Here is a 23,768-nt window from a genome sequence, read left to right on the forward strand (position 1 = left end):
CTTTCAGCGGCAGAGTTTGATCATCGTGTCGATCGCCCGGTCGATCTGCTCCACGTCGTTGTACAGGTGCGGGGAGACCCGGACCGCGGGCAGCTCGTCCCGCACGCCGGGGCGGGCGAAGCGGGTGATCTCGACGGTGATCCCGTGCTCATCGGCCAGCTGCCGCTTGAGCTGGACGAACCCGCCGATGTCCGCGCTCCCCCCGAAGGGGTCGAAGGCCACCAGGCCCGAGTGCAGCCGCGGGTCGTCCAAGGGACTGAGGAGCGCGGCCCGGCCCCAGTGATGGACGACGCGCTCCTTGAGGTGGGCGCTCAGCTCCAGGACGTGGCGCCGGATGCGGTCGCGGCCGATGCGGTCCCACAGCTCGCAGGCGATGCGCAGGCCCTGCGCCCGCGACAGGTCGGCCGAGTCGCTCTGCTGGAGCAGCCGCCCGAGGTCGTGGGGCCGGGCGGGCAGGCCGTCCCGCAGCGGGTAGAGCAGGGAGACGACCGGCCAGAAGACCGGCAGGGGCAGGGGCCGGTTGCGCGCGTAGATCAGGCCGGTGCCCATGGGGCCGCACTGGTAGCGCGATCCCGACGCGCTGAGGAAGTCGACCCCCAGCTCCCGCAGCCGCAGGGGGACGTGGCCGAGCACCTGGCTGCCGTCGAGCACCGTGATCAGGTCGTGCCGCCGCGCCAGCTCGACCAGCTCGGCCGTGGGGAAGGCGGCTCCGGTGGTCAGCGTGATCCCGGCCCACTGGAGCACCCTGGTGCGCGGCGTGATCGCCGACCGTACCAGCTCGACGATCTCCTCGGCCCGCTGCCCCGCCCCGACCGGCGGGGTGAGCTCCCTGAGGACGACGCCCCTACGGTCGCGCAGCTGGCACAGCGGCGCGCGCACGGTGTAGCACTCGTGGTCGGTGGTGATGATCTCGTCGCCTTCGCGCAGGTCGAGCCCGGCCAGGATCCGGGCGTTGGCGTCGGTGGCGCTCGGCACGACGGCCAGCTCGTCGGCCTCGCATCCCAGCCCGCCCGCCAGGGACTCCCGCACGTCGGTGAGGGCGGTGTCGGCGAACGGGTCGCGCGGCGACCTCGCGTACACCCGGTCGGCGCCGCCGATGACGTCCAGCACGGGGCGCGGCGCCGAGCCGAGGCCGGCGGTGTTGAGGTGGATGAGGTCAGGGTCGATCGTGAACAGCTCGCGGACCTGCGGCCAGTCCATCATGCGCGTCTTCCCATCCGTTCAGGGCCGTGATGTGGGCAGGGGTCGTGCCGCAACAGCCGCCGAGCAGGGTCAGGCCGTACCGCCGCCGCCAGCCGGACATCAGCGCGGCGAAGCGTTCGGGTGGCACCGGAGGGCCGTTGCGGGGTTCGAGGTTGGGCATGACGCCGATGTCGCCCGCGCCGAGGCCGGCCAGTTCGGCGACGCAGCCGCGCGCCACGTCCAGCGAGGTGCAGTTGACGAGCACGGCCGCGGCCCCCGCGCGGTAGACGGCGGCGGCGGCACGCGCGACCGGCTCACCCGACAGCAGGGTGGCGGAGGGGCCGCAGACGAAGCTGACCCAGGCGGTCAGGCCCGCCTCCCGCGCCTCCTCCACCGCGATCCGCGCCTCGCGGACGGTGTTGACCGTCTCGATCAGGGCGAGGCCGATCCCCGCCGCCGCCAGCCGGCCCGCCATCCACCGGTGCTCGGCACGGAGCTCGGCGTCGGCGGGGACGAGGTCGGGCCGGTAGCAGTCCTCGACCGGGGCCATCGAACCGGCCACCACCACGTCGTCGTGACCGTCCCGCGCCGACCGCGCCAGGTCCACGGCGAGCCGCACCATGCGGCCCGCCTGCCGCTCGTCCAGCTCGGCCCGCCGCAACGCCCGCAGGTTGCAGCGGAAGGTGTTGGCGGTCAGCACCCTGGCCCCCGCCTCCAGGTAGCGCCGGTGCACGGCACGCAGCAGCTCCCGGCCGTGCTCGGTGAGCAGGGCCCGGGTGGTCCACCAGGGGGCGGCCATGGGCAGCCCGCGCCGCTCCAGCTCCGTGGCCACCGCCCCGTCCAGGAGGATCACGGCGCTCCTCGCATGGCCTCCTGCAGGTCCTCCATGAGGTCGCGCCGGTCCTCCAGGCCGACCGACAGCCGGATGAGGCGATCGGACAGCCCCATGCGAAGCCGTACCTCGCGGGGGACGGGACGCTGGGTCATCATGGCGGGACACTCGATCAGGGAATGCACCCCGCCCAGGCTCACCGCGCAGCCGAAGAAGCGCAGCCGCGCCATCAGCGCGGCGGGGTCGCCGGCGTACTCGAAGCTCAGCACCGAACCGGGGCCGGACATCTGACGCTTGGCGACGTCGTACTGGGGGTGGTCGGGCAGGCCCGGGTAGCGGACCAGGGAGACCGACGGGTGACCGGCGAGCATCGCGGCGATCGCCTCGGCGGTGCGCACCTGGCGCTCGACCCGGACCGCCAGGGTCCTCAGCCCTCGGTGGATCAGGAAGCAGTCCAGCGCCCCCGGGACGCCGCCGGTGGCGGTGCGGTGGGCGAGCAGCTGGTCGTGCAGCTCGGGACGGTTGTAGACGAGCGCGCCGCCGATCACGTCGAGATGGCCCGAGATCGACTTGGTGGTGCTGTAGAGCGTGATGTCCGCGCCCCAGCTCAGCGGCTGCTGGAGCAGCGGACCGGCGAGCGTGTTGTCCACGACGACGGTGGCTCCCGTGGCGCGGGCCGCGCGGCAGACGAGGTCGAGGTCGGCGATCTTCATCAGCGGGTTGGTGGGGCTCTCCACCCACACCAGGTCGGCGCCCTGGACCGCGCGTTCGACCAGGGACGGCTCCGCCAGATCGGCGTACTCGACGGTGATGCCGTACTTGCCGGTCCACTCCAGCAGGGCGCGGGTGCCGCTGTAGACGTTGTCGGAGCAGACCAGCCGGTCGCCGGGAGACAGCAGGCCCACCACCGCGGCCGCGGCGGCCTGCCCGGAGGCGTAGGCGGTGGCGAACGCGGCGTTCTCGAGCGCCGCCAGGCACAGCTCGAGATCCTCGCGGGTGGGGTTCTCGCCGCGGCCGTAGAAGTACCGCGGCGGGTCCTGCGGTCGCCGGTCGTAGGTGGCCGACAGGTGCACGGGCGGGATCACGTCTCCGGTGCCGGATTCCCTGGGCCGCCCGGCGTGGATCAGCTTGGTGTCGGGCCTCACCGGACACCCCGCACGCACAGGCAGGTGGAGGTGAGGTCGAGCGACCCGTCCGGCCTGGCGTGGACCGCGGCGGCCTCGGCGACCGCCTCCCAGATCAGCGGGTCGGCCGCCTCCCGTACGAGCGAGCGCATCCTGGGCGGGAGCACGTCCCTGGAGAAGGCCACGAAGTGCGACACCGAGTCCATGACGAACGGCACCTTCCGCTCGGTGACGGTGACCTCGGTGAAGCCCGCCTCGGCGAGCTCGGCGGCCACCGCCTTCGGGTCGGCCATGGAGAAGGGGCCGGGCAGGCCCGGAGGCGGCGGGGCCAGCGCGAGCCGCTCGGCGATGACCCGGAAGGCGAGGCTGATCATGGGTACGGCAGGCGGCGGCGCCCACGTCGCCGCGGCCAGCACGCCTCCGGGCCTGAGCAGCCCGGCCAGCGCGCGCAGCGTGGCGGCACGGTCGGCGGCGAACATCAGCCCCCAGCGGCTGAGCACCGCGTCGAAGGCGCCCGGCGCCAGCGCCGCCGTCGTCACCTCGCCCACCACGAACTCCGCGAAGGGCAGGTGCGCAGCCCGCGCGCGAGCGGCGCTGATCATGGCGGGGGACACGTCGATCCCGAGCACCCTGCCCCGCGGCCCGACCACTCCGGCGGCGGTGAGTGCCGGCTCGCCCAGCCCCGTCCCGACGTCGAGCACCGACTGCCCGGGGCGCAGGCCGCCCATGCGCACGAGCGCCGTGCTCACGGAGGCCGCGCCCCGCTCGAAGACGTTCTGCCAGCGCCGCCAGCCCTCGCTGACCGCGTCCCAGATCTCGCGCTGCTCGTTCACGACCGACGTCATGGCGCACCTCAGAGGAATCGGGTGGTCGGCTGCTCGAGGGTCCAGAAGCCCGGCTCGACGGTCGCCAGGACGTCGCGGAGCCGTTCGATCTCCGCCGGCGTGTTGTACACGCCGAACGAGATGCGAACGGTGCCGACCAGCCCGAGGTCGTCGAGGAAGGTGCTGGCGCAGTGCACCCCGCAGCGCACGGCGATGCCGTGCCGGTCGAGGTGGCCGCCCACGTCGTAGGGGTGCAGGCCCTCGAAGGACAGGGAGACGATCCCGCAGGGGTCGCTGCCCGGATCGCCGACGACGCGCACGCCGTCCAGGCCGGCCACGGCGTCGAGCGTCGCGCGCACCAGCGTGTCGTCGTGCCGCCGCACGGCGTCCCAGCCCAGGTGCTCCAGGTACTCGAAGGCGGCCGCGAGCGCGACCGCCCCCGCGACGTGCGGGGTGCCGGCCTCCAGCCGGTTGGGCACGGGCACGTACTCGACCGGCTCGGCGAAGGTCACCCCCTTCACCGTGCCGCCGCCCACCTGGTAGGGCGGCAGCTCGGAGAGCAGCTCGCGCCTGCCGTACAGCACGCCGATGCCCATGGGCCCGTAGACCTTGTGCCCGGAGAAGCAGTAGAAGTCGGCTCCCAGCTCGGCGACGTCCACCGGCCGGTGGGGCACCGCCTGGGCGCCGTCGACCATCACGATGACGCCGTGCCGGTGCGCCTCGGCGACCAGCTCCTGGACCGGGTTGACCGTGCCGAGCACGTTGGAGACGTGCGCGACGGCCGCGAGCCTGGTGCGCGGCCCCAGCGCGGCGGCGAAGGCGGCGGTGTCCACGCGGCCCTGGGCGTTGACGGGCACGACGACGAGCTTGGCGCCCGTCTCCTCGCACAGCCGCCGCCAGGGCAGCAGGTTGGAGTTGTGCTCCATGCCGGTGACCACGACCTGGTCGCCCGCCCGCACCAGCTGCCTGCCGAGGGTGTCGACCACGAGGTTGGTGGCGTCGGTCGTGCTCCTGGTGAAGATCACCTCTTCGGGGTGCCGGGCCCCGAGAGCGCGCTGGACGACCGCTCTGGCCTGCTCGTAGCGTTCGGTCGACTCCATGCTCAGCCGGTAGTAGCCGCGCCCGACGTTGCTGTTGCTGCGGGTGTAGTAGTCGATCAGCGCGTCGAGGACGGCCTGCGGCTTCTGCGTGGTCGCCGCGTTGTCAAGGTAGACGAGCGGCTCGCCCTGCCGCAGGAAGGGGAAGTCCTCCCTGACCGTCTCGGACAGGACGAAGTGCTCCAGGCTGTGTGTCATCCCAACTCCCGTGTGGAGAACATGCTGTGAAACCGGTCGATGTACTTCCGCTCGAAGGGGAAGACCTTCTGCGCGGCGTACGGCCGGTCCGGAGGCGGGACGTAGCCGGGCTCGCCCGGCCTGGGCAGGAGTCCCGCCGGGTCACGCAGGTGCGGCCCGTAGAAGAACCAGCAGATCTGGCCGACGTGCTCGATGAAGATGACCGGGTGCACGTCGTCGGAGTACATGTGCATGTGGCAGTAGGCCGCCAGGAGCTCGCCCCGCGGTCCGAAGCTGTTGCCCGGCATGACGTGGCCGAAGACGTCGTGCACGACGCGGAAGATGTCGTTGTGGGTGAACTCGATGCCGCGGATCACGATCCCGGAGCCCTCCCTGAGCGGGTGGTAGCCGTGGATCCCGCCGGGACCGTGCCCGTCGCGGGTCAGGAAGACGTGGATCGTGCCCGTCCTGAACACCCCGGCCCGCAGGTCGCGCGAGCCGCGGTACGGCTGGCCGGGGCCGAGCCAGGGCTCGACCTCGATCCCGGCCGCGGTGATCGCGTGGAACTGCTCGGCGTTCTCCTCCTTCATGCGGTCGTAACTGCGCCTGACCGCGGGGGAGTAGGCCATGCGGGGGGAGCGGTCGTAGTGGTCGGCGACCTCCCTGCAGTAGTCGAGGTCCAGGTCGAGGGTGACGGAGGCGAGCCTGGACAGCGGCTGACGCCCTGACGCGAACACCGAGGCACCGTCGACGTACTTCTGTGCCACGGCCACCAGATCGGCGCCGTCGATCAGCGGCTGGTCGCTCACCTTTCCCCCCAGGATGTTCAGGGGCCGGCCAGGCGGGGGGTGATCCAGCCTGTGAGGTCGTATTCGGACAGGCACACGTCGACGAGGTCGAGCATGTCTCCCGCCACCCCCGCGGCCTTGCCCTTGCGCAGCACCTGCACCCGGTTCTCCTCGGCGTTGCCCGCGTAGCTGCGCTCGTACAGTTCCTGCCGCCCGGCGAACTCGCTGCCGACCGCGTCCCAGAGCAGCTTCATGACCTTGACCCGGTTCTCCGCGGTGTGCCCGTGCGAGCCGCGCAGGTACTGGTCCAGGTACGGCCGGACCTCCTCGTTGTGGAAGTCGGCCACGCCGGAGTTGAGGTAGATCAGCCCGCTGCCCGCGGTGTGCAGGACCAGCTCCCTGACCTTGCCGTAGGCGATGGGGGCCAGCACCCGGTAGGCCAGCGCGTACTCCTCGCTGGGCTGCACGTAACCCTCGTTCCACGGACGGCAGCCCTGGATCATCGCGTCCGACAGCGCCCACATCAGGTGCCGCCACACCATCGCCTCGCCGATGTTGGCCTGGACGCCCCTGAAGTCGTCGGTGCCGTTGATCTCCACCGCCCTGATCAGCAGCCCGCAGATGAAGTCGAGCTTGACTGCCAGCCGGGTGACGCCGTGAAGGGCGAACCTGGGCAGGAAGCCGGAGTTGTGGAAGAAGGTGTTGGCCCTCTCCACGTCGCCGTAGACGAGCACGTTCTCCCAGGGGATCAGCGCCCGGTCGAAGACGATCACCGTGTCGTTCTCGTCCATGCGGCTGGCCAGCGGGTAGTCGAACGGGCTGCCCAGGGTGGCCGCGGCCAGCTCGTAGGAGGGGCGGCACAGCAGCTTGACGCCGGGGGTGTCCATGGCGGCGATGAACACCACGCCGAACCGCTTCTCCTTCACCGGCAGTCCGTGGTGGGCGATGAAGTTGTAGTGCGTCAGGGCCGAGCCGGTGGCCACCACCTTCGCGCCGCTCACCACGATGCCCTCGTCGGTCTCCCGCTCGACGTGCACGTACACGTCGGCCACCTCGTCCGGGGGCCGGTGCCGGTCCACCGGCGGATGCACCAGGGCGTGGTTGAGGTGCAGCACCCGCTCCTGGGCGAGGCGGTACCAGTGGCGGGCGTTGCCCGCGTACTCGCCGTAGAAGTCCGCGTTGGCGCCGAGGGTGGCCAGGAAGGAGGCCTTGTAGTCGGGGGAGCGGCCCAGCCAGCCGTACACCCGCCGCTGCCAGGCCGCGATCGCGTCGCGGCTGCGCCGCAGCTCGACGGCGTCGGCGGGGGAGCGGAAGAAGCGGTGGGTGAAGCCGCCGTTGCCGGTGTCGGTCTCCGTCGTCAGCACGTCCCTGTCGGGGGAGTCCCACAGCGCGTCGTAGAGACCGGCGATGGTTCTGGCGTTGTTGCGGAAGGCGGGATGTTCCGTGACGTCCTTGACGCGCTCGCCGTGGATCCAGATCTCCCGTCCGTCGCGGAGACTTTCCAGATACTCGTCGCCGGTGAACGGCCGCCGGACCGCCGTTCCATCAGCAGCCATGGCAATCATCTCCTCATCTGGGCTGTGTCGCGCACCAGCAGGGCGAGCCGGCGCGCGCCCTCCTCGAGGTCGGCGGCGCTCACCGAGCTGCACGACAGCCGTATCGCGCGGGATCCGCCGCCGTCGGCGAAGAAGTAGCTCATGGGCGTCCACACCACGCCGTAGTCGCGCGCGGAGACGGTGAGCAGGTTCTCGTCCGCCGGGAAGGGCACCCTGACCACCACGAAGAAGCCGGCGCCCGGCGCGTTCCACGACACTCCGAGCCGGTTCCTGACGTCATCGGGCAGCCAGTGGTCCAGGGCGCGCAGCAGGGCGGCCAGGTTCTCGCGATAGAAGCGGATCCGCTCGGCGTTGTGCTCGCGCAGCCGGCATCGCGAACGCACCAGGATGCCGCCGATCACGGCCTGGGCCACCGACGAGGTGTTGACCGTGATCATGCTGCGGATCAGGGCGAGCTGGTCCGCCAGCGTCGAGCGCGAGCCGTCGGCGTGCCGTACCACCTGGTCGGCGACGACGTAGCCGACCCTGGCCCCGGGGAAGCACGTCTTGGCGAAGGAACCGATGTGGATCACCCGGCCCGAGGTGTCCAGCGACTTCAGGCTGGGCAGCGGCGGGTCGGCGAGAAAGCCGTAGGGGCTGTCCTCCAGGATCAGCAACCCCTCGTCCTCGGCCACGCGCAGCAGGGCGCCGCGACGCTCCGCGCTGAGCGTGTGGCCGCTGGGGTTGGAGAAGTCCGGCACCAGATACAGGGCACGGGGGCGCCGGCCGCTGGCGCGCAGGCGGCGCGCGACGGCCGCGACGGCCGCGGGATCCACGCCGTCCTCGTCCTCGGCCACCGCGGCGCAGCTGATGCCGAGCAGCCTGGCCGCACCGAGAATGCCGATGTAGGCGGGAGAGGTGGTGAGCAGCACGTCGCCGGGCGCGTTGCAGAGCGCCCTGAGCGTGATCAGCATGCCTTCCTGCGCCCCGTTGACCACGACGATCGACTCGGCCGGCACGTGGATGCCCTCGTCGTTGGCGATCAGCTCGGCGATCAGGCCGTGGATGTGCCCGGCGGTCCTGCCGTACTGGAAGAGGCGGCGGGTGACCTCGCCGGGGGACAGTCCCTCGCGCCCGATCAGGTGCTCCTGGTAGGCCAGCAGGTTGTCGCCGAGCTCGGCGGGGTCGAAGAAGCCGTCGTACGGCCGGCCCGCGGCCAGGGAGACGGCCCGCGGGTAGCGGCCGGCGACCTCGTTGAGGAAGGCGGCCGAGCTCAGCACGGGATGCCCCAGCGCGGGACACAGGTCCTCGGCCGGGATCTCGTTGAGCAGCGCGGTCATGGCGCGCTCCACGACAGCAGGCCGGGCCCGAGATCGGCCGTGGTCGCGGCACCGCACAGGAGCATGGCCTCCTCCAGCTCCTCGAGGATCAGCGCGAGCACCTCCCGCACGCCCCGCTCGCCCGCCGCGGCGAGGCCCCACATGGGCGCGCGGCCGAGCAGCACCGCGTCGGCGCCGGCGGCCAGCGCGACCAGCACGTCGACGCCCCTGCGCACGCCGCCGTCCACGAGCACCGGCACCCGGCCGCCGAGCGCGTCCGCCACCTCGCGCAGGGCGGTGAGCGAGGACTGCGCCCCGTCCAGCTGCCGCCCGCCGTGGTTGGAGACCACGACGCCCTGGGCGCCGTGCCGTACGGCCAGCGCCGCGTCGCGGTCGGTGAGCACGCCCTTGACGATCACGGGCAGCCTGGTGGTGGAGCGCAGCCACTCCAGGTCGTGCCAGGTGGCGGTGGGGTCGAAGGTCCTGGCCGCGTGCGCCCTCACCCCCGACTCGCCTTCGCCGCCGCGCACCTGCACCCCGGCGGAGCCGAGGTTGACCGGGCCGAGCTCCGGCTCGATCACGAAGCGGTTGCGCAGGTCGCGCAGCCGCCTGGCCATCACGGGCATGTCCGAGGTGATGACCAGGGCGCCGTATCCGGCGCTCTCGGCCCGCCGGACGAGCTCGATCATGAGGCCGCGGTCCCTGGTCCAGAAGAGCTGCAGCCACAGCGGGGCCCCGGCCGCCGCCCTGCTGATGTCCTCCAGCGTCCGGCTGGCCAGCATGGGCACGATCGTGACGGCGCCCAGCGCTCCCGCTCCCCTGACGGTGGCGACCTCTCCCTCCGGGTGCAGCAGCCGGTGGCAGGCGACGGGGGCGATCGCGAAGGGCGCCGGCCACCGGTGCCCGAACACGTCGACGTGGGTGTCCGGTTCGGCCGTGCCGGTCAGGATCCGCGGGCGCAGCCGTACCGCGTCGAAGGCCCGCAGGTTGCCGGCGAGGGTGCGCTCCGCGCCGCTTCCGCCGGACAGGAAGTCCCAGACGGCGGGATCGAGCCGGGCCTGTGCCAGGACGGCGAAGTCCTCCGTCCGCAGGGCGACGGACGGCTCCTGGCCGAGCGCGGAGGTCGTCATCACGGTCTCGCCGCGAGGGAGGCCCGGCGCTCCTGCTCCACGGCCTCGTACAGCGCGCGCACGTTGCCGCTGCCGAACGTCCTGGCCTCTCGCCGCTCGATGAGCTCGAAGAAGAAGGCGCCGGAGGGATGGACGGGCTTGGTGAAGATCTGCAGCAGCACACCCCAGTGGTCCCGGTCGACCAGCACGTTCCGCTCGCGCAGGACCTGGATGCGGTCGGTCATGGTGGTCACGCGCTCGGCGAGGGTGTCGTAGTAGCGCAGCGGGGCGGTGAGGAACTCCACGTCGCGGGCCTCGAGCTCGGCCACGGAGCTCACGATGTCGTCGGTCATGAGCGCCACGTGCTGCACTCCCGCGCCGCCGTGCCGGTCCAGGAACGCGTCGATCTGGCCGGGGGCGCGGGCGATGTCCGGCTCGATCAGCGTGAAGGTGATGCCGCCCGACGGGCTCTGCACCACTTTGGAGTCCATGCCCTGGTCGCCGATCTCGATCTTCTCCTCGAAGATCGTCTCGAAGCCGAAGACGTCGCGGTAGAACCTGATGGAGGGGGCGAGCATCCCGGCGGGCAGGCACATGGCGACGTGGTCGACCAGGAGCAGCGGGCCGGCGCCTGAGGGCTCGCGTCCGGGCCTTTCGACGAGCGAGTGCACGACGTCTCCCGGCCCGCCGACGACCCCGATGACCGTCTGCCCGAACGTGGTGGGCTCCCGCACGGGCCTGGCCCCGCGCGCGACGGCCGCGTCGAAGGCGGCCTCCGCGTCGGCGACGCGGAGGGCGATGTCGGCGACCCCCTCGCCGTGCCTGGCGACGAAGGCGGCGGCCCTGCCCTGCTGCCGCGGCGCGCTCACGACGAGCTCGATGTGTCCCTGGGTCAGCAGCACCGACGTGCGGTCCTCGACGGGGAAGGGCACGTCGGCGTGCTCGGTGAAGCCGAGGCCGTCCCGCAGGTAGGCGGTCAGCCGGGCGGGCTCGCCGGTGAACAGTTCGAGGTGGTCGATGCCGTGCGGGGTCACGTCTGCGTTCCTCCCGGGGCACGGCGGATGAGGGTCAGCCCGTCCCGCACGCTGAGCAGCACCGAGACCAGGTCCGTACGCGCGGCCACCAGGTCGTTGAAACGGCGGATGCCCTCGGTGCTGTCCAGCGTGTCGGACGGGTCGAGGACGGCCCCGCTCCACAGGGTGTTGTCGACGGCGAGCACGCCCCTGTCGGCGAGCTTGGGCACCAGCTCGTCCAGGTACTCGGGGAAGTGGGCCTGGTCGGCGTCGAGCAGGATGAGGTCGAAGGGGCCGGGCAGCGTGCGGATCGTCTCCATGGCCGGCCCGACGACGACCGTGATGCGGTCGTCGTGGCCCGCCGTCGCGATGTGCTTGCGCGCTATGTCGGCGTGCTCCTGGCTGAGTTCGCACGTGACAATGTGTCCGTCGGGCGGCAACTCGCCGGCCATGGACAACGCGGAATAGCCGGTGAATGTACCGATTTCCAGGACGGCCCTGGGACGCAACGTCCACACCAGGAATTGCAGGAATCGCGCTTCCACCGGTCCCACCATCATGTGCGGCCGCTCACACCTTGCCTGGGTCTCCGCCGCGAGCGCCAGCAGGCTCGGGGGGTCCGGAGTGGTGTGCGCAAGGGCGTATTCCTCGATGCCGGGCAAAGTGATTGGTTGCATATCAGTAGATATAGGGTGCGCTTCTCTGAAATAGGTGGAATCTTTCGGGATCCAGCAATCGATCGCCATTGCCTTTTCGTATATGCGGCACGCTGAGGACATCACCGACCGAGGGGCCCGCAATGGCATTTCGAACCTGGAGCCGTGCCCTCGCCATCGCCGCAGTCACCGTGCGCCGGAGCTGCGCCGCCCTGCCGGCGATCGCCCTGAGCGGCAGGGGAAGCCGTCGCGCGGTGCTCAGGAAGCAGCTGCGCACGCTGGTGACCGAGCTGGGGCCCAGCTTCGTCAAGGGCGCCCAGCTGCTCAGCACCCGGCAGGATCTGCTGCCGCGGGAGATCTGCGAGGCGCTCGGCCGGCTCCACGACCAGGTGGCCCCGATGAGCGAGCAGGATGCCCGCGAGGCGGTGCGGTCGGCCTACGCGGGCCGCCCGTGGCCCTTCGCCGACTTCGACTGGGAGCCGATCGCCAGCGGCAGCATCGCGTGCGTCTATCGGGCCGTGCTGACCGACGGGCGGCAGGTGGCCGTCAAGGTGCGCCGCGTGGGGATCGCTCCGCGCATGCGCGCCGACTTCGCCCTGGCCGAATCGGGCGCCCGTCTCATGCAGCGCCTGCCCGGCATGCGGGGGCTGCCCGCCGGCGAGATCGTCGGGCAGTGCCGCGACGCCGTGCTGGCCCAGCTCGACTTCGCGGCCGAGGCCGACGCGCTCGACGCGCTGCGCCGCAACCTCGGGGACCTGGCCTACCTGCGCGTCCCCGAACCCGTGCGCGAAGCGGGGGCCGAGGGGGTGCTGGTCATGGAGTACCTGCCCGGCCTGCGGCGGATCGAGCCGGCCGAACTGCCGGCCGAGGTGGCCGAGCTGGTGGTCAGGCGGGTGCTCCGGTGCGCGTACCGCATGCTCTTCATCAACGGCCTGGTCCACTGCGACCTGCATCCGGGCAACCTGTACATCGCGCCGGACGGCGGCATCGTCATCCTCGACGCGGGCTTCGTGGTCCGGCTGGAGCCGAAGGTGCGCCGCCTGTTCGCCGAGTTCTTCCTCAACATGGCGCGCGGCAACGGCCCCTACTGCGCCGGCATCGTCATCCGCAGCGCCAGGAGCATCGGCGAGCACGCCGATCTGGACGCCTTCCGCGAAGGCATCGGGGCGCTGGTCGCCGGGGCGGCCAGCCGTCCGGCGCGCGACTTCCGCCTGGCGCCCTTCGCCGCCAAGCTCTTCGACCTGCAGCGGCGCAGCGGCCTGTACGCCGCCCCCGAGTTCGTCTTCCCGCTGCTGTCGTTGCTGGTGCTGGAAGGGATGATCAACGACTTCCACGCGGACGTGGACTTCCAGAACGAGGCCAAGCCGGTGCTGTTCAAGGCGCTGCTGACCGGCGTGCCGATCGAGCGCAAGGTGAGCTGACCGGCGTGCGGGTCCGCGGGCCGTGCTGACCGGCGTGCGGGTCCGAAGGCCGTGCTGACCGGCGTGCCCGTCCAGGAACGTGCTGGCCGGCTCCCGCGGCGAGGGCGGGAGCCGGTCAGCTCGCCGGCTCGGCGACCGCCAGCACCAGCCCGCCCCGCACCCGCCCGATGCTCCGCACCTGGAAACCCGCCTGCGTCAGCAGGTGCCGCGTCTCCTCCGGAGTGCGGTGCGCCGGCAGCTCGCCGCCGACCAGGCGCAGGAGCGGTCGGGCCCAGCGCGGCGGCGGCCGGTGTTCGGCCAGCACGAGCCGGCCGGGACGGCGCAGCACACGGGCGATCTCCCGCAACCCGGCGGGCTGGTCCTGCCAGTGGCCGAACGCCGTGGTGCTGAGCACCAGGTCGAAGCTCCGGTCCGGAAACGGCAGCCGCTCGGCGCCGCACACGTGGAGGCGGGCCCGCGGCAGCTTCTCGCCCGCCACGCGAACCATCTCGCCGGCCGGGTCCACGCCGTACAGGCGGGCCCGCGGCCACCGGCCGGCGGCCAGGCTCAGCAGTCGCCCGGTGCCGCAGCCCACGTCCAGCACCGTGTCAGGGGACAGGTCGGCCGCCGCCGCGAGCACGTCGGGGTCGGCGCGGCGGCAGCCGTACTGGCCGGGGCTGCTGTCGTAGCGGCGGGCCATGCGGTTGAACTGGTCCACTGAGCCGGTGTCACGCATCGGGCGCTCCGACGGGCTGGGGCCTGCGGAGCAGGCGCGACAGGAGGGAGGGCAGGCAGGCCAGCAGCGCCACGCCCATCATGGCGAAGGCGGAGATGAGGATGGTGGGCTGCGGCCCGAGCCGCTGCACCATGGCGCCGCCGAGGGCCGAGCCGATCGGCTCGGCCACCAGGATCATGCTCGACCAGGCGGTTCCCGCGGCCACCATCGCGGCGGCGGGAATGGACTGCTGGAGCAGGGTGGTCGACAGGGCGGGGTAGGGCGCGAAGACGAAGCCGCTGATGGCGAAGCCGATGAGGGCGGGCAGGAACATGGCCGTCAGCCCGAGCGGCAGCACCGCGGCGCCGCAGCCGAAGGCGATGGCGATGGTGGCCGGCCAGAGCGGGATCCTGCGCAGGGCGCCGCCCAGGATCGCCCCCGCGAGGCCGCCCACGCCGTACAGCGTCCAGAACAGCCCGAGCGTGCTCGCCGAGCCGCCCAGGATGTCGGCCACGTAGACCGGCAGGGCGACGTCGACGGGGGTGGCGATGACGGCCACCACGAAGGTCATCACGATCAGCGTTGCCACCCGCACGTTGCCGAACAGGGCGCGCAGCCCGGGGAGCATGCTGCCCAGCCCCTCGGCCTCCTCCGCCGGGGGCCGGCCGAGGCGCGGGAAGCCCACGAGCGAGACGGCCAGCACCAGGAAGCACAGCCCGTTGGTGGCCAGCACCGCGTCGGGGCCGATCGCCGTGGCCAGCAGGCCGGCGACGGCCGGGCCCAGGATCAGGCTGAGCTGGCCGCCGGAGTACAGCAGGGAGTTGGCCGCGCGCCGGTCCTCCTCCTCGTCCACGAGCTCGGCCACGACCGCGGTCCTGGCCCCCATGCCCCAGGTGTGGAAGAGGGAGGAGAGCGCGAGGATGCCGATGTAGCCGAAGGCCGACAGGGCGTCGAACCGGTGCAGCACCATGACCGACGACAGCAGGGCGGCACGCAGCAGCGCGTCGGTGATCAGCAGCGTGCGGCTGTCGAGGCGGGCGCACCACCGGCCGAGCAGGAGCCCGGACAGCGCTCCCGGCAGCACGTAGGCGGCCAGGGCCAGCCCGACGACCTGGCCGCGCTGATCGGCGGGCGCCAGTTCGAGCGCCAGCCAGGTCAGGGCCACCCCGCCCATGCCGTCGCCGAATCTGGAGATCAGCAGGCCCGGCAGCAGCCGCATGAACCGGCGGTTGCGCAGGACCGGGCGGTAGCCGGGCGGGACGAGCCTCCAGCGGCGGTCTGTCGTACCGGTGTTCACACATTCTCCTCGCGCACGCTTTGAGGCGGGGCCGCTACGCGCCCCCGCCTCGAATCGGGTCGGACCTCACACCTCGGCGATGGAGCCGAGCCTGCCGGTCCGGGCGAACTCGGCGGCCTGCTCCTTGACCGCCAGGAAGTCCTCCTTGCGGGCGGCGTAGTCGCCGGTGACGTACTGGCCGACGATCTTCCTGGTGGCCAGCATGTACATCACGGGCTCGGAGTCGGGGTTGTCCTTGTCGTACATGCCGACGCGGTCGCCGGGGGCCATCTCACCGATGGCGCCGATCGGGGGCAGGGCGCCGAAGACGCCCTCGATCACCACGGGCTCCTTGTTGATCAGCGTCTTGCCCTGGTCCAGCAGCTCGAGCTGGAAGTAGACGTTGAAGTAGCCCTTGAACCGGCTGTCGAACTTGTTGACCGCGAAGGTGGTCTCCTCGCCCATGGTGGGGATCTGCGGGTTGAGGCTGAAGACGAAGTTGCCGAGGTGCTCGCTGCGGCCGGGCAGGTACATCTGGATGATCTGCGTGACGATCGCGTTCGGGTTCTGTCGCTCGGGGTTGCTGCGGGTCACGCAGAACCAGCCGTCAGCCTCGATGGTCTCCTCGCCGCCGGCCAGCTCGATGACGGCGTCGGTCCAGAGCCGGAGGTAGTCGGTGCCGGCGGGGGGGAAGTAGTTCACGGTCATGCTCTGCTCCTGTGGTTGGCCGTGCTGCTTTCGCTTTAGATTTATCTAGCGAGCGAGGAGGTGTCAAGAGGCAGCATTCCCTGGCATTCGCCACATCTATGTACTTATTTCGCTATATAAAAAGTTATCTGCCAATGCGACGCTGATAGAGCGCGGCCGTCACCGGCGCGAGGACCGCGACGATCGCGAGCGACCACGCCACCGCCGCCCACAGGTCGCCCCCCACCGGCCGGTCCAGCAGCAGCGCACGGGTCGCGTCGATGGCCGCGGTGACGGGCTGGTGGTCGGCGAAGGCACGCAGGGGCCCTGGCAGGGTCTCGATGGGCACGAAGGCACTGCTCAGCATCGTCAGAGGGAACAGCAGGCCCAGCCCGATGGTCTCGGTGGCCTCCACGCTCCTCAGGATCAGGGCGAGCGTCAGCGTCACCCAGGCCATGGCCACGCCGTACAACCACAGCAGGATCAGCGCGAGCAGCGCCTGCGACGGGCTCGCGGCGGGCCGGAAGCCCACCGCCACCCCCACCAGGGCCATCACCAGCACCACGACCGAGCTCCGGAGCAGCCCGGCCAGCGCGTGCGAGGCCACCACCGACACCCTGGAGATCGGCAGCGACCGGAACCTGTCCATCAGCCCCAGCCGCAGGTCCTGGGCCAGGCCCGCGCCGATGGTGATCGAGCCCAGCGTGACGGTCTGCACCAGGATGCCCGGCACCATGAAGTCGGGATAGGCCAGGTCCGTGCTGAGGCCGACGGCGCCGCCGAAGACGTAACGGAACAGCAGCACCAGCACCACGGGCTCGACGATCGAGAACACCAGCAGCTCGGGACGCCGCCGCAGGTGGATGAGGTTGCGGCGGACCAGCGAGGTCACCTCGACCGCGACCGCGGTCACCGCCGGTGCCCGTTCGCCGCGGGCTCGGCGCCGGTGAAGGCGAAGAACACGTCGTCGAGGGTGAGCCTGCGCAGCCGTACGTCCGTCACGTCCACTCCCGCCTCGTCCAGCCCGCGCACCGCCCGGGACAGCACGCCCGGCCGGTCGTCGGTGAGCACGCTCACGGTCAGCGCCGCCGCGTCCACCTCGGGACGGCCGCCGAGCAGCGTCTCGAGCTCGGCCGCCGCCAGCGGGAGGGCGGCCGGATGGGCCAGGGTGACCTCGATGCGCTCACCGCCGATCCTCGCCTTCAGCTCGTCCGGCGTGCCCTCGGCGACCGCGCGGCCCTGGTCCACCACGTAGATGCGGTCCGCGAGCTGGTCGCCTTCCTCCAGGTACTGCGTGGTCAGCAGGATCGTGGAACCCGCCCGCGCTCGCGCGCGGATCAGCTCCCACAGCGTCCTGCGGCTGCGCGGATCCAGCCCCGTCGTCGGCTCGTCGACGAAGAGCACGGGCGGGGCCGCGACCAGCGCGGCCGCCAGATCCACCCGCCGGCGCAGGCCGCCGGAGTAGGTCCGCACCGGCCGCTCGGCGACCGGTCCGAGGTCGAAGGCCTCGACGAGCTCGGCGACCCTGCTGCGCGCGAGGCGGCGGGCCAGCCCGTTCAGCCGGGCGAACAGCCAGAGGTTCTCCATCGCGGTGAGGTGCTCGTCGACCGCGGCGTCCTGGCCGGTCAGGCCGATCAGCGCGCGGACCCGGCCGGCGGCCTGGACCACGTCGTGGCCGCACACCCGCGCTGTGCCGCCGTCCGGCCTGGTCAAGGTCGACAGGACGCGGATCACGGTGGTCTTGCCGGCGCCGTTGGGGCCCATCAGGCAGACCACCGTCCCGCGGGCCGCGTGCATGGTCAGTCCCCGCAGCGCGGCGGTGCGCCCGTAGGACTTGACGAGGCCCTCGACCGCTATCGCGGAGGCTTCCGGTCGCATGCTCCGGATTAAAACCCTTATCGGCTATTCCGGTAAAGAATCTGTTAGCAGATGAAAGGTTCGCCTCGCGCCGCTCGGCCTTCCATCTTCTCCGCCCTCAGGTGTACGGCTGGGCATACCCATTCGGGTAGGTTCAAGAATATGTAGTGCCTTTGTTAGAGTCCGAGTTGCCGATGGGTACGCAGAAACCGACCGACAAAGGGTGGGATCACATGCGGTCCACGCACAAGGACATCGACGTCGTACTTGTTCGGTGGCCCGCCGAGGAGAGTCGCCGCGAGTACTTCCGAGCCCTGGGTGTGCCGCGGCTGCTGATCGTCGAAGGCGGCTCCAAACCGCCGTTCTGCGGTGACGTCAAGGAGGACTGGGTCCGTCCGCCGATCAGCCGCGACGATCTCGAGGCGCGGGTCGCCACCCTGCGCGCCCGCGTACGGGTCGACCGGGTGCCGGAGATCGACCCCATCGGGGTGATCAGATACGCCTCCCGGTCCGCGGCGATCTCCCCGACGGAGGCCGATCTCCTCCAGTGCCTGGTCAACTGCTTCGGGGACGTGGTGCGCCGCGAAGAACTCGAGCAGTGCCTGCCTGAGCGCTCGGGCAGGTCCCTGCGCAACGCGCTCGACCTGCACATCATGCGGATCCGCCGGCGCATCCAGCCGCTCGGCCTGGTGATCCGCACCGTCTGGGGACTGGGCTACCAGCTTGAGCTCCACGAAGTCTGACCGGAGGGCCGAGGTGACCGTGAGCGGGAAGAGCGCCGCGCCTGCGCCGCGCACGGCGACGCTGTGGCCTGTCAGGGAGCGGCGCGACCTCGCCGTCCGGCGCCTGCTGGCCGAGGCGGAGCACTTCGTCAGCCTCTACCATCACGAGCAGCTGGGCGGCCACGGCCTGACCAGGCGGCTGGCGCAGGTGCGCGCGCAGATCGAGGACTCCGGCACCTACTGGCACACCCAGGCCGAGCTCACCTTCGGCGCCCGGGTGGCCTGGCGCAACTCCGCGCGGTGCATAGGGCGGCTCTACTGGCGCAGTCTCAAGGTGCTCGACCGGCGCCTGGTCGGCGACGCCGAAGGAGTCGCGGCCGGATGCCTGGAACACCTGCACGCCGCGAGCAACGGCGGCCGGATCCGCCCGGTCATCACGGTGTTCGCCCCCGACCAGCCCGGTCGTCCAGGACCTCGCATCCGCAACGACCAGCTCATCAGGTACGCCGGATACCGCACGCCCTCGGGAGTCGTCGGCGACCCGCGCAACGTCGGGCTGACCGCGGCCGCGGCGTCGCTGGGCTGGCAGCCGCCCGAACCGCGGGGCCGCTTCGACCTGCTGCCCCTGATCGTGCACGCCTCCGGCCGCGACCCGCTCCTGGTGCAGCTGCCGTCCGAGGCCGTGCTCGAGGTGCCCATCGCGCATCCCGACGAGCCTGCCTTCGCCGGCCTGGGCCTGCGCTGGCACGCCGTACCCGCGATCAGCAACATGGTGCTGCGCGTCGGCGGCGTCGACTACCCCGCCGCCCCGTTCAACGGCTGGTACATGGGCACCGAGATCGGCGCGCGCAACCTCGCCGACCGCGACAGGTACGACGTGCTGCCCGCCGTGGCCGCGATCTTCGGCCTGGACACCTCGGCCGAGCACCACCTGTGGCGAGACCGAGCGCTCGTCGAGGTCAACCGCGCGGTGCTGCACTCCTTCCACCAGGCGGGGGTGACCATCACCGACCACCACACCGAGTCCGAGCGCTTCATCAACCACCTGAACCGAGAGGAGCGGGCCGGCCGCAGGTGCCCGGCGGACTGGAGCTGGATCGTCCCGCCGATGTCGGGCTCGCAGACCCCGGTGTTCCACCGCTACTACGACACCAGCCACCTGCTGCCGAACTTCCTCCCCTCGGAGATCCGCACCGGCGCCGGCCACGTGGTCTCCGACGGATCGGCCCTGGTCTTCTCACCATCCTTCGACCCTTGGGAGCCATGAGATGAGCGCACGAAAAGCCGACGTCATCGTCGTCGGCAACGGTGTGATCGGCATGTCCATCGCCTACGAACTGGCCAGGCGAGCCCCCGGCACCAGCGTCCTGGTGGTCGGCCCGGCGCAGCGGGCGGGCGCCGCGTCCGTCGCCGCGGGCGCCATGCTCAACTGCTTCGGCGAGGTGACCAAGTACACCCTGCTCTCGCCCGCCGGGCAGGCCAAGTTCCAGCTCTGCAAGGACGCCCTGGACGCCTGGCCCGACTGGCGGGCCGGGCTGGCGGAGGCGTCGGGAAACGGCGGTCTCGGCGACGGCGCGCCCACCGGCACCACGGTGCTGCTGAACGCGAAGTCCGGGCACCTCGACGACGAGAACTTCGCCGCCCTGCTGAGCGCCGCGGCCAAGTTCGACGAGCCGCACGAGGAGATCGACCCCCAGGACGTGGTGGGTCTGCAGCCCGTGGCGGAGGCCAGGCCGCTGCGTGCCGTCCACCTGCCCAGGGAGGGCGCCATCGACGCCCGCGAGGTGCTCCCCGCGCTCGAGCGGGCGCTGTCGGAGCTGCGCGTCGGCACGATCGACGCCCAGGTCGCCGGGGTCGAGACGAGCGGTGGCCGGGTCAGCGGGGTCAGGCTGGCCGGCGGCGAGGTGCTGGCCTGCGACAGTGTCGTGCTGGCCGCGGGCGCCTTCAGCCGCGCCCTCCTCGACGTGCTGCCGCCCGGCAGCGTGCCGCCCGTGCTGTGCGGCAAGGGCATCGCCGTCGAGACGGTACGGCAGGCGCACCCCGGCTTCCAGCACGTGGTCCGCACACCCAACCGGTCGGGCTCCTGCGGCCTGCACCTGGTCCCGCAGGGCGACGGCGTGGAGTACATCGGCGCCACCAACCTGGTCTACAGCGCGCCCGCCTACGTCCAGGACGTCGGCATGAGCGAGTTCCTCGTCCAGGTCGCCCGCGAGCAGCTGGACCAGCGGCTGTTCTTCTCCGACGTGCGCCGCTGGCTGGTCGGCAACCGGCCGGTGGCGGTCGACGGTTACCCCCTGATCGGCCGCACCTCCGTGGCGGGGCTGACGGTGGTCGCGGGCACCTACCGGGACGGCTTCCACTGCTCTCCCGAGATCGCCCGGCTCGTGGTCGACGACCTGCTGGGCGGCGCGAGCCTGGCCGAGGCGCTGCCGCACTTCACGCCCGAGCGGCGGCCGATCGAGTCGCTGACCGTCGACGAGGCGGTGAAGGAGTTCGCCTTCCACGGCGTGTCGGCGGCCATCGAGGCGGGGCTGCGGCTGCCGTCCCACACCGACACCTCCCTGTTCGAAGGCCACTACCAGGCGGCGGCCCGGAGCTTCTACGACAGCCTGGAGCACCCGATCGGCCTGGCGCCGGAGATCATCCTGGCGATCATGAGCGACCCAGACGCCAAGAGCCTGGTCACCGACTACCTGGCCGCCTCCTACCGGCACTACGGAGGCGTGTCGTGATCCCTGGACGCGTCGACTGGTTCGAGCTGCGCACCCCCGACCTCGAAGCGGCCACCGCCTTCTTCGGCGCGCTGCTCGGCTGGAACTTCAAACCGTTCGAGCCGTTCGGCGTGACGGTGTGGAACGGCGCCGACGAGATCGGCATGATCACCGCGACGGACTCGGCGCCCGGCGGCCCGCCCGGCACCCTCGTCTACGCCTTCGTGGAGGACCTGCGGGCCTCCGTCGAGCTGGCCATCCGGCTCGGCGCGCGGGTGGACGTCCCGCCCACCTTCGTCGACGCGGAGTCGGGCGCCTTCGCCTGCCTCACCGCGCCCACCGGGACGGCCTTCGGGCTGTGGGCGGGGGCGCTGTGACGCACGCGGACCTCGTCGCCGTCGTCGCCGGCGCCACCCGAGGGGCCGGCCGCGGCATCGCGGTCAGCCTCGGCGCGCTGGGCGCCACCGTGTACGCGGCGGGCCGGTCCACGCGCGACCGGCCCTCCGCCATGAAACGGCCCGAGACCATCGAGGAGACCGCCGAACTCGTCGAGAAGGCCGGCGGGCGCGGCATCCCCGTGCGCTGCGACTTCACCGAGCCCGCCGAGGTCGACGCGCTGCGCGAGCGGCTGGAGTCGGAGGTGGCGGGCAGGCTCGACGTCCTGGTCAACGACGTGTGGGGCGGCGACCCACTCGTGGAGTGGGGCAAGCCCTTCTGGGAGCACGACCTGGCCAACGCCCTGACCGCCTGGCGCAACGGCATCCAGAGTCACCTGGTCTCCCTGCACCGCCTGGTTCCGCTGATGGTACGGCGGGGCCGCGGGCTCGTGGTGGAGATCACCGACGGCGACGGCGACGACTACTACGGCTCCCTCTTCTACGACGTTGTCAAGGCCGGCGTACGGCGGCTGGGCCGCGTGCTCGGCGAGGATCTCGGCAAGCACGGCCTGACCGCCGTCGCGCTCACCCCCGGCTTCCTCCGCTCGGAGGCGATGCTGGAGGGCTTCGGCGTCACCGAGGAGAACTGGCGCGACGCCGTCGCCAAGGACCGCCACTTCGCGCTGGCCGAGTCGCCGCACTACGTGGGCAGGGCGGTGGCCGCCCTCGCCACGGACCCGGACGTGGCCAGGTGGAACGGCCGCGTGCTGTCGTCATGGCAGCTGGCCGGCGAGTACGGCTTCACCGACCTCGACGGTTCCCGGCCCGACTGGGGCCGCTACCGCACGGTCGCGTTCGGGCCAACGCAAGGACAGACCAATCCGGAGGACTACAGATGACCTCAGAGCAATCGACGAGCCGCGGTCCGGGCATCCTGCTCGCGGTGCTGTGCCTGGCACAGTTCATGCTGATTCTCGACGTGGCCGTGGTGGCCGTGGCACTGCCCACGATCCAGCCCGACCTCGGGATCAGCCCGGCCGACATCCAGTGGGTCGGGACCGCCTACGCGCTGGCGTTCGGCGGCTTCCTGGTCACGACGGGCCGGATGGCCGACCTGTTCGGCGCCCGCAGGCTGATGGTGATCGGCCTGGTCGTCTTCGCGGTCGCCTCTCTGGGCTGCGGGCTGGCCGAGACCGGCTGGATGCTGTTCGCCTCACGCGGCCTTCAGGGCCTGGGTGCCGCCCTCGTCTCGCCCGCCGCGCTCTCGATCGTCACCACCAGCTTCGGCGAAGGCGAGGGCCGGGCCAGGGCCATGGGCGTCTGGGGAGCCGTCTCGGCCGGCGGCGCGGTGGCGGGCCAGCTGCTCGGCGGCGTGCTGATCGGCCTGGCCGGCTGGGAGTGGATCTTCTTCGTCAACGTCCCGATCGCCGCCCTGGTCCTGCTGGCGGTCCTGCTCGGCGTCTCCGCCACTCCCGGCCGGGCCGCGGGGCGGACCGACGTCGTCGGTGCCGCGCTGCTCACCGGCGCCTTCGTGCTCCTGGTCACCGGCGCCTCCCAGGCCGCCGAGCAGGGGCTCTCGGCCCAGGTGGCGCTGCTCGGCCTGGCCGCGGTGGTGCTGCTCGGGGCGTTCTGGTTGACCGAACGGCGAGTCCAGGACCCGATCGTCCCCCTGGGGCTCTTCCGCAACCGGCACGTCACCCTCGGCAACGTGATCTGTTTCGCCTCGTCGGCCACCGTCATGGCCACCGTCTTCCTGGCCGCGATGGTGATGCAGCAGGTGCTCGGCGCGAGCGCGCTGCAGGCGGGGCTCAGCTTCGCCCCGGTGTCGGCCGTCATCACCGTGGTGGCGCTCAAGTCGGGGGCGGCCGTCGGGCGTTTCGGCGTCCGGAACGTGCTGCTGGCCTCCGCGCTCCTGATCGCCGCGGGCTCGCTGCTGCTGGCCACCGTCCCGGCTGAGGGGAGCTTCCTGCTGCATGTCGTGCCCGGACTGCTCGTCTCCGGCATCGGCGGCGGGCTGGGCTTCGCCCCCGGCATGTTCGTGGCCACCACCGGCGTCGCCGACCACCAGCAGGGGCTCGCCTCCGGCCTGCTCTCGACCTCCCAGCAGCTGGGCGGCGTGTTCGGGCTGGCCGCGCTCAACCTCGTCGCCGTCCAGGCCGCCTCCGCCGCGGCCGGGTCAGCCGACGCCGCGGTGGCCGGATACCGGGCCGGCTTCCTGGCCGCGCTGGTGTTCCCCGCTGTCGTCGCGGTCTGCTCGCTCGCGCTGCCCCGCCAGCAACGATCCTCACCCCGGACCTGTCCCGCGATTTGGCCCCCTGGTCGCGGCGCTCGTCTTGGCCACCCTGGTGGCGACGCCTGTCACCGACG

23 protein-coding genes are annotated in these 23,768 nt (G+C 72.0%); 7 read left to right on the forward strand and 16 right to left on the reverse strand.

The window, feature by feature from the left end; all coding sequences use genetic code 11:
- Nucleotides 1-3: 3 nt before the first annotated feature.
- The 11 genes from ACWDLG_RS35870 to ACWDLG_RS35920 are packed head-to-tail and all read right to left on the reverse strand — an operon-like array spanning nucleotide 4 to nucleotide 11,806.
- The gene (locus ACWDLG_RS35870) at nucleotides 4-1,203 is read right to left on the reverse strand and encodes an aminotransferase class V-fold PLP-dependent enzyme (RefSeq protein WP_449928672.1); all 1,200 of its coding nucleotides are present in this window, start codon (nucleotides 1,201-1,203) and stop codon (nucleotides 4-6) included.
- Complete coding sequence (locus ACWDLG_RS35875; protein ID WP_449928674.1) at nucleotides 1,157-2,035, reverse strand: homocysteine S-methyltransferase family protein; 879 nt, start codon at nucleotides 2,033-2,035, stop codon at nucleotides 1,157-1,159. The genes ACWDLG_RS35870 and ACWDLG_RS35875 overlap by 47 nt, the downstream gene beginning before the upstream one ends.
- On the reverse strand, nucleotides 2,032-3,159 hold the full coding sequence (locus ACWDLG_RS35880) for a trans-sulfuration enzyme family protein (RefSeq protein WP_449928676.1): 1,128 nt from the start codon (nucleotides 3,157-3,159) through the stop codon (nucleotides 2,032-2,034). The genes ACWDLG_RS35875 and ACWDLG_RS35880 overlap by 4 nt, the downstream gene beginning before the upstream one ends.
- The gene (locus ACWDLG_RS35885) at nucleotides 3,156-3,983 is read right to left on the reverse strand and encodes a class I SAM-dependent methyltransferase (protein WP_449928678.1); all 828 of its coding nucleotides are present in this window, start codon (nucleotides 3,981-3,983) and stop codon (nucleotides 3,156-3,158) included. The genes ACWDLG_RS35880 and ACWDLG_RS35885 overlap by 4 nt, the downstream gene beginning before the upstream one ends.
- 8 nt (nucleotides 3,984-3,991) lie before the next feature.
- On the reverse strand, nucleotides 3,992-5,257 hold the full coding sequence (locus tag ACWDLG_RS35890) for an aminotransferase class V-fold PLP-dependent enzyme (protein ID WP_449928680.1): 1,266 nt from the start codon (nucleotides 5,255-5,257) through the stop codon (nucleotides 3,992-3,994).
- The gene (locus tag ACWDLG_RS35895; RefSeq protein ID WP_449928682.1) at nucleotides 5,254-6,045 is read right to left on the reverse strand and encodes a hypothetical protein; all 792 of its coding nucleotides are present in this window, start codon (nucleotides 6,043-6,045) and stop codon (nucleotides 5,254-5,256) included. The genes ACWDLG_RS35890 and ACWDLG_RS35895 overlap by 4 nt, the downstream gene beginning before the upstream one ends.
- A gap of 17 nt (nucleotides 6,046-6,062) precedes the next feature.
- Nucleotides 6,063-7,580: a 4-hydroxyphenylacetate 3-hydroxylase N-terminal domain-containing protein gene (locus tag ACWDLG_RS35900; RefSeq protein ID WP_449928684.1), complete on the reverse strand. Its 1,518-nt coding sequence runs from the start codon at nucleotides 7,578-7,580 to the stop codon at nucleotides 6,063-6,065.
- A gap of 5 nt (nucleotides 7,581-7,585) precedes the next feature.
- On the reverse strand, nucleotides 7,586-8,899 hold the full coding sequence (locus tag ACWDLG_RS35905; RefSeq protein WP_449928686.1) for an aminotransferase-like domain-containing protein: 1,314 nt from the start codon (nucleotides 8,897-8,899) through the stop codon (nucleotides 7,586-7,588).
- Nucleotides 8,896-10,008: an alpha-hydroxy acid oxidase gene (locus tag ACWDLG_RS35910; RefSeq protein ID WP_449928688.1), complete on the reverse strand. Its 1,113-nt coding sequence runs from the start codon at nucleotides 10,006-10,008 to the stop codon at nucleotides 8,896-8,898. Before ACWDLG_RS35910 ends, ACWDLG_RS35905 begins: the two co-directional genes overlap by 4 nt.
- Nucleotides 10,008-11,021 carry a 4-hydroxyphenylpyruvate dioxygenase gene (gene hppD, locus ACWDLG_RS35915; protein ID WP_449928690.1) on the reverse strand — a complete coding sequence of 338 codons (1,014 nt, stop codon included), beginning with the start codon at nucleotides 11,019-11,021 and terminating at the stop codon, nucleotides 10,008-10,010. The genes ACWDLG_RS35910 and hppD overlap by 1 nt, the downstream gene beginning before the upstream one ends.
- Nucleotides 11,018-11,806 (reverse strand): O-methyltransferase, encoded by a 789-nt coding sequence (locus tag ACWDLG_RS35920; RefSeq protein ID WP_449928692.1) that lies wholly within the window; start codon nucleotides 11,804-11,806, stop codon nucleotides 11,018-11,020. The genes hppD and ACWDLG_RS35920 overlap by 4 nt, the downstream gene beginning before the upstream one ends.
- Between ACWDLG_RS35920 and ACWDLG_RS35925 the strand changes: the two genes are divergently transcribed.
- Nucleotides 11,800-13,077 carry an ABC1 kinase family protein gene (locus ACWDLG_RS35925; protein WP_449928694.1) on the forward strand — a complete coding sequence of 426 codons (1,278 nt, stop codon included), beginning with the start codon at nucleotides 11,800-11,802 and terminating at the stop codon, nucleotides 13,075-13,077. The genes ACWDLG_RS35920 and ACWDLG_RS35925 overlap by 7 nt on opposite strands.
- Before the next feature lie 115 nt (nucleotides 13,078-13,192).
- Here the strand turns inward: ACWDLG_RS35925 and ACWDLG_RS35930 are convergent, their stop codons facing one another.
- The 5 genes from ACWDLG_RS35930 to ACWDLG_RS35950 all read right to left on the reverse strand — a co-directional run bounded on the left by ACWDLG_RS35930 (nucleotide 13,193) and on the right by ACWDLG_RS35950 (nucleotide 17,612).
- Nucleotides 13,193-13,792, reverse strand: coding sequence for a class I SAM-dependent methyltransferase (locus tag ACWDLG_RS35930; protein ID WP_449928696.1), 600 nt, complete (start codon nucleotides 13,790-13,792; stop codon nucleotides 13,193-13,195).
- Nucleotides 13,785-15,068: an MFS transporter gene (locus tag ACWDLG_RS35935; RefSeq protein WP_449928698.1), complete on the reverse strand. Its 1,284-nt coding sequence runs from the start codon at nucleotides 15,066-15,068 to the stop codon at nucleotides 13,785-13,787. Before ACWDLG_RS35935 ends, ACWDLG_RS35930 begins: the two co-directional genes overlap by 8 nt.
- Nucleotides 15,069-15,134: 66 nt before the next feature.
- Complete coding sequence (locus tag ACWDLG_RS35940) at nucleotides 15,135-15,755, reverse strand: DUF6073 family protein (RefSeq protein WP_354915439.1); 621 nt, start codon at nucleotides 15,753-15,755, stop codon at nucleotides 15,135-15,137.
- A gap of 124 nt (nucleotides 15,756-15,879) precedes the next feature.
- Nucleotides 15,880-16,647 carry an ABC transporter permease gene (locus ACWDLG_RS35945; RefSeq protein WP_354915436.1) on the reverse strand — a complete coding sequence of 256 codons (768 nt, stop codon included), beginning with the start codon at nucleotides 16,645-16,647 and terminating at the stop codon, nucleotides 15,880-15,882.
- Complete coding sequence (locus tag ACWDLG_RS35950; protein WP_449928700.1) at nucleotides 16,644-17,612, reverse strand: ATP-binding cassette domain-containing protein; 969 nt, start codon at nucleotides 17,610-17,612, stop codon at nucleotides 16,644-16,646. Before ACWDLG_RS35950 ends, ACWDLG_RS35945 begins: the two co-directional genes overlap by 4 nt.
- A 212-nt stretch (nucleotides 17,613-17,824) precedes the next feature.
- Between ACWDLG_RS35950 and ACWDLG_RS35955 the strand changes: the two genes are divergently transcribed.
- The 6 genes from ACWDLG_RS35955 to ACWDLG_RS35980 all read left to right on the forward strand — a co-directional run.
- Nucleotides 17,825-18,334 (forward strand): winged helix-turn-helix domain-containing protein, encoded by a 510-nt coding sequence (locus tag ACWDLG_RS35955; protein ID WP_354915431.1) that lies wholly within the window; start codon nucleotides 17,825-17,827, stop codon nucleotides 18,332-18,334.
- Nucleotides 18,335-18,353: 19 nt separating this feature from the next.
- Entirely contained in the window at nucleotides 18,354-19,580 is a 1,227-nt protein-coding gene (locus ACWDLG_RS35960; protein WP_449928702.1) for a nitric oxide synthase oxygenase, read from the forward strand.
- Nucleotide 19,581: 1 nt separating this feature from the next.
- Nucleotides 19,582-21,045 carry an NAD(P)/FAD-dependent oxidoreductase gene (locus ACWDLG_RS35965; RefSeq protein WP_449928704.1) on the forward strand — a complete coding sequence of 488 codons (1,464 nt, stop codon included), beginning with the start codon at nucleotides 19,582-19,584 and terminating at the stop codon, nucleotides 21,043-21,045.
- Nucleotides 21,042-21,401 (forward strand): VOC family protein, encoded by a 360-nt coding sequence (locus tag ACWDLG_RS35970; RefSeq protein WP_449928706.1) that lies wholly within the window; start codon nucleotides 21,042-21,044, stop codon nucleotides 21,399-21,401. Before ACWDLG_RS35965 ends, ACWDLG_RS35970 begins: the two co-directional genes overlap by 4 nt.
- Nucleotides 21,398-22,300, forward strand: coding sequence for an SDR family oxidoreductase (locus ACWDLG_RS35975; RefSeq protein WP_449928708.1), 903 nt, complete (start codon nucleotides 21,398-21,400; stop codon nucleotides 22,298-22,300). The genes ACWDLG_RS35970 and ACWDLG_RS35975 overlap by 4 nt, the downstream gene beginning before the upstream one ends.
- Nucleotides 22,297-23,768: MFS transporter (locus ACWDLG_RS35980; RefSeq protein WP_449928710.1), on the forward strand; the 1,472-nt coding region annotated here is incomplete at its 3' end. The genes ACWDLG_RS35975 and ACWDLG_RS35980, both read left to right, overlap by 4 nt.

The organism is Nonomuraea sp. NPDC003727 (genome assembly GCF_053586935.1).

What these genes read in the sequence shown, in the direction of transcription:
- ACWDLG_RS35870 (WP_449928672.1), bottom strand. Translation starts at nt 1,203, where the DNA reads ATGATGGACTGGCCGCAGGTCCGCGAGCTGTTCACGATCGACCCTGAC.
- ACWDLG_RS35885 (WP_449928678.1), bottom strand. Translation starts at nt 3,983, where the DNA reads ATGACGTCGGTCGTGAACGAGCAGCGCGAGATCTGGGACGCGGTCAGC.
- ACWDLG_RS35890 (WP_449928680.1), bottom strand. Translation starts at nt 5,257, where the DNA reads ATGACACACAGCCTGGAGCACTTCGTCCTGTCCGAGACGGTCAGGGAG.
- ACWDLG_RS35900 (WP_449928684.1), bottom strand. Translation starts at nt 7,580, where the DNA reads ATGGCTGCTGATGGAACGGCGGTCCGGCGGCCGTTCACCGGCGACGAG.
- ACWDLG_RS35905 (WP_449928686.1), bottom strand. Translation starts at nt 8,899, where the DNA reads ATGACCGCGCTGCTCAACGAGATCCCGGCCGAGGACCTGTGTCCCGCG.
- ACWDLG_RS35910 (WP_449928688.1), bottom strand. Translation starts at nt 10,008, where the DNA reads ATGACGACCTCCGCGCTCGGCCAGGAGCCGTCCGTCGCCCTGCGGACG.
- ACWDLG_RS35925 (WP_449928694.1), top strand. Translation starts at nt 11,800, where the DNA reads ATGGCATTTCGAACCTGGAGCCGTGCCCTCGCCATCGCCGCAGTCACC.
- ACWDLG_RS35920 (WP_449928692.1), bottom strand. Translation starts at nt 11,806, where the DNA reads ATGCCATTGCGGGCCCCTCGGTCGGTGATGTCCTCAGCGTGCCGCATA.
- ACWDLG_RS35930 (WP_449928696.1), bottom strand. Translation starts at nt 13,792, where the DNA reads ATGCGTGACACCGGCTCAGTGGACCAGTTCAACCGCATGGCCCGCCGC.
- ACWDLG_RS35940 (WP_354915439.1), bottom strand. Translation starts at nt 15,755, where the DNA reads ATGACCGTGAACTACTTCCCCCCCGCCGGCACCGACTACCTCCGGCTC.
- ACWDLG_RS35950 (WP_449928700.1), bottom strand. Translation starts at nt 17,612, where the DNA reads ATGCGACCGGAAGCCTCCGCGATAGCGGTCGAGGGCCTCGTCAAGTCC.
- ACWDLG_RS35955 (WP_354915431.1), top strand. Translation starts at nt 17,825, where the DNA reads ATGCGGTCCACGCACAAGGACATCGACGTCGTACTTGTTCGGTGGCCC.
- ACWDLG_RS35965 (WP_449928704.1), top strand. Translation starts at nt 19,582, where the DNA reads ATGAGCGCACGAAAAGCCGACGTCATCGTCGTCGGCAACGGTGTGATC.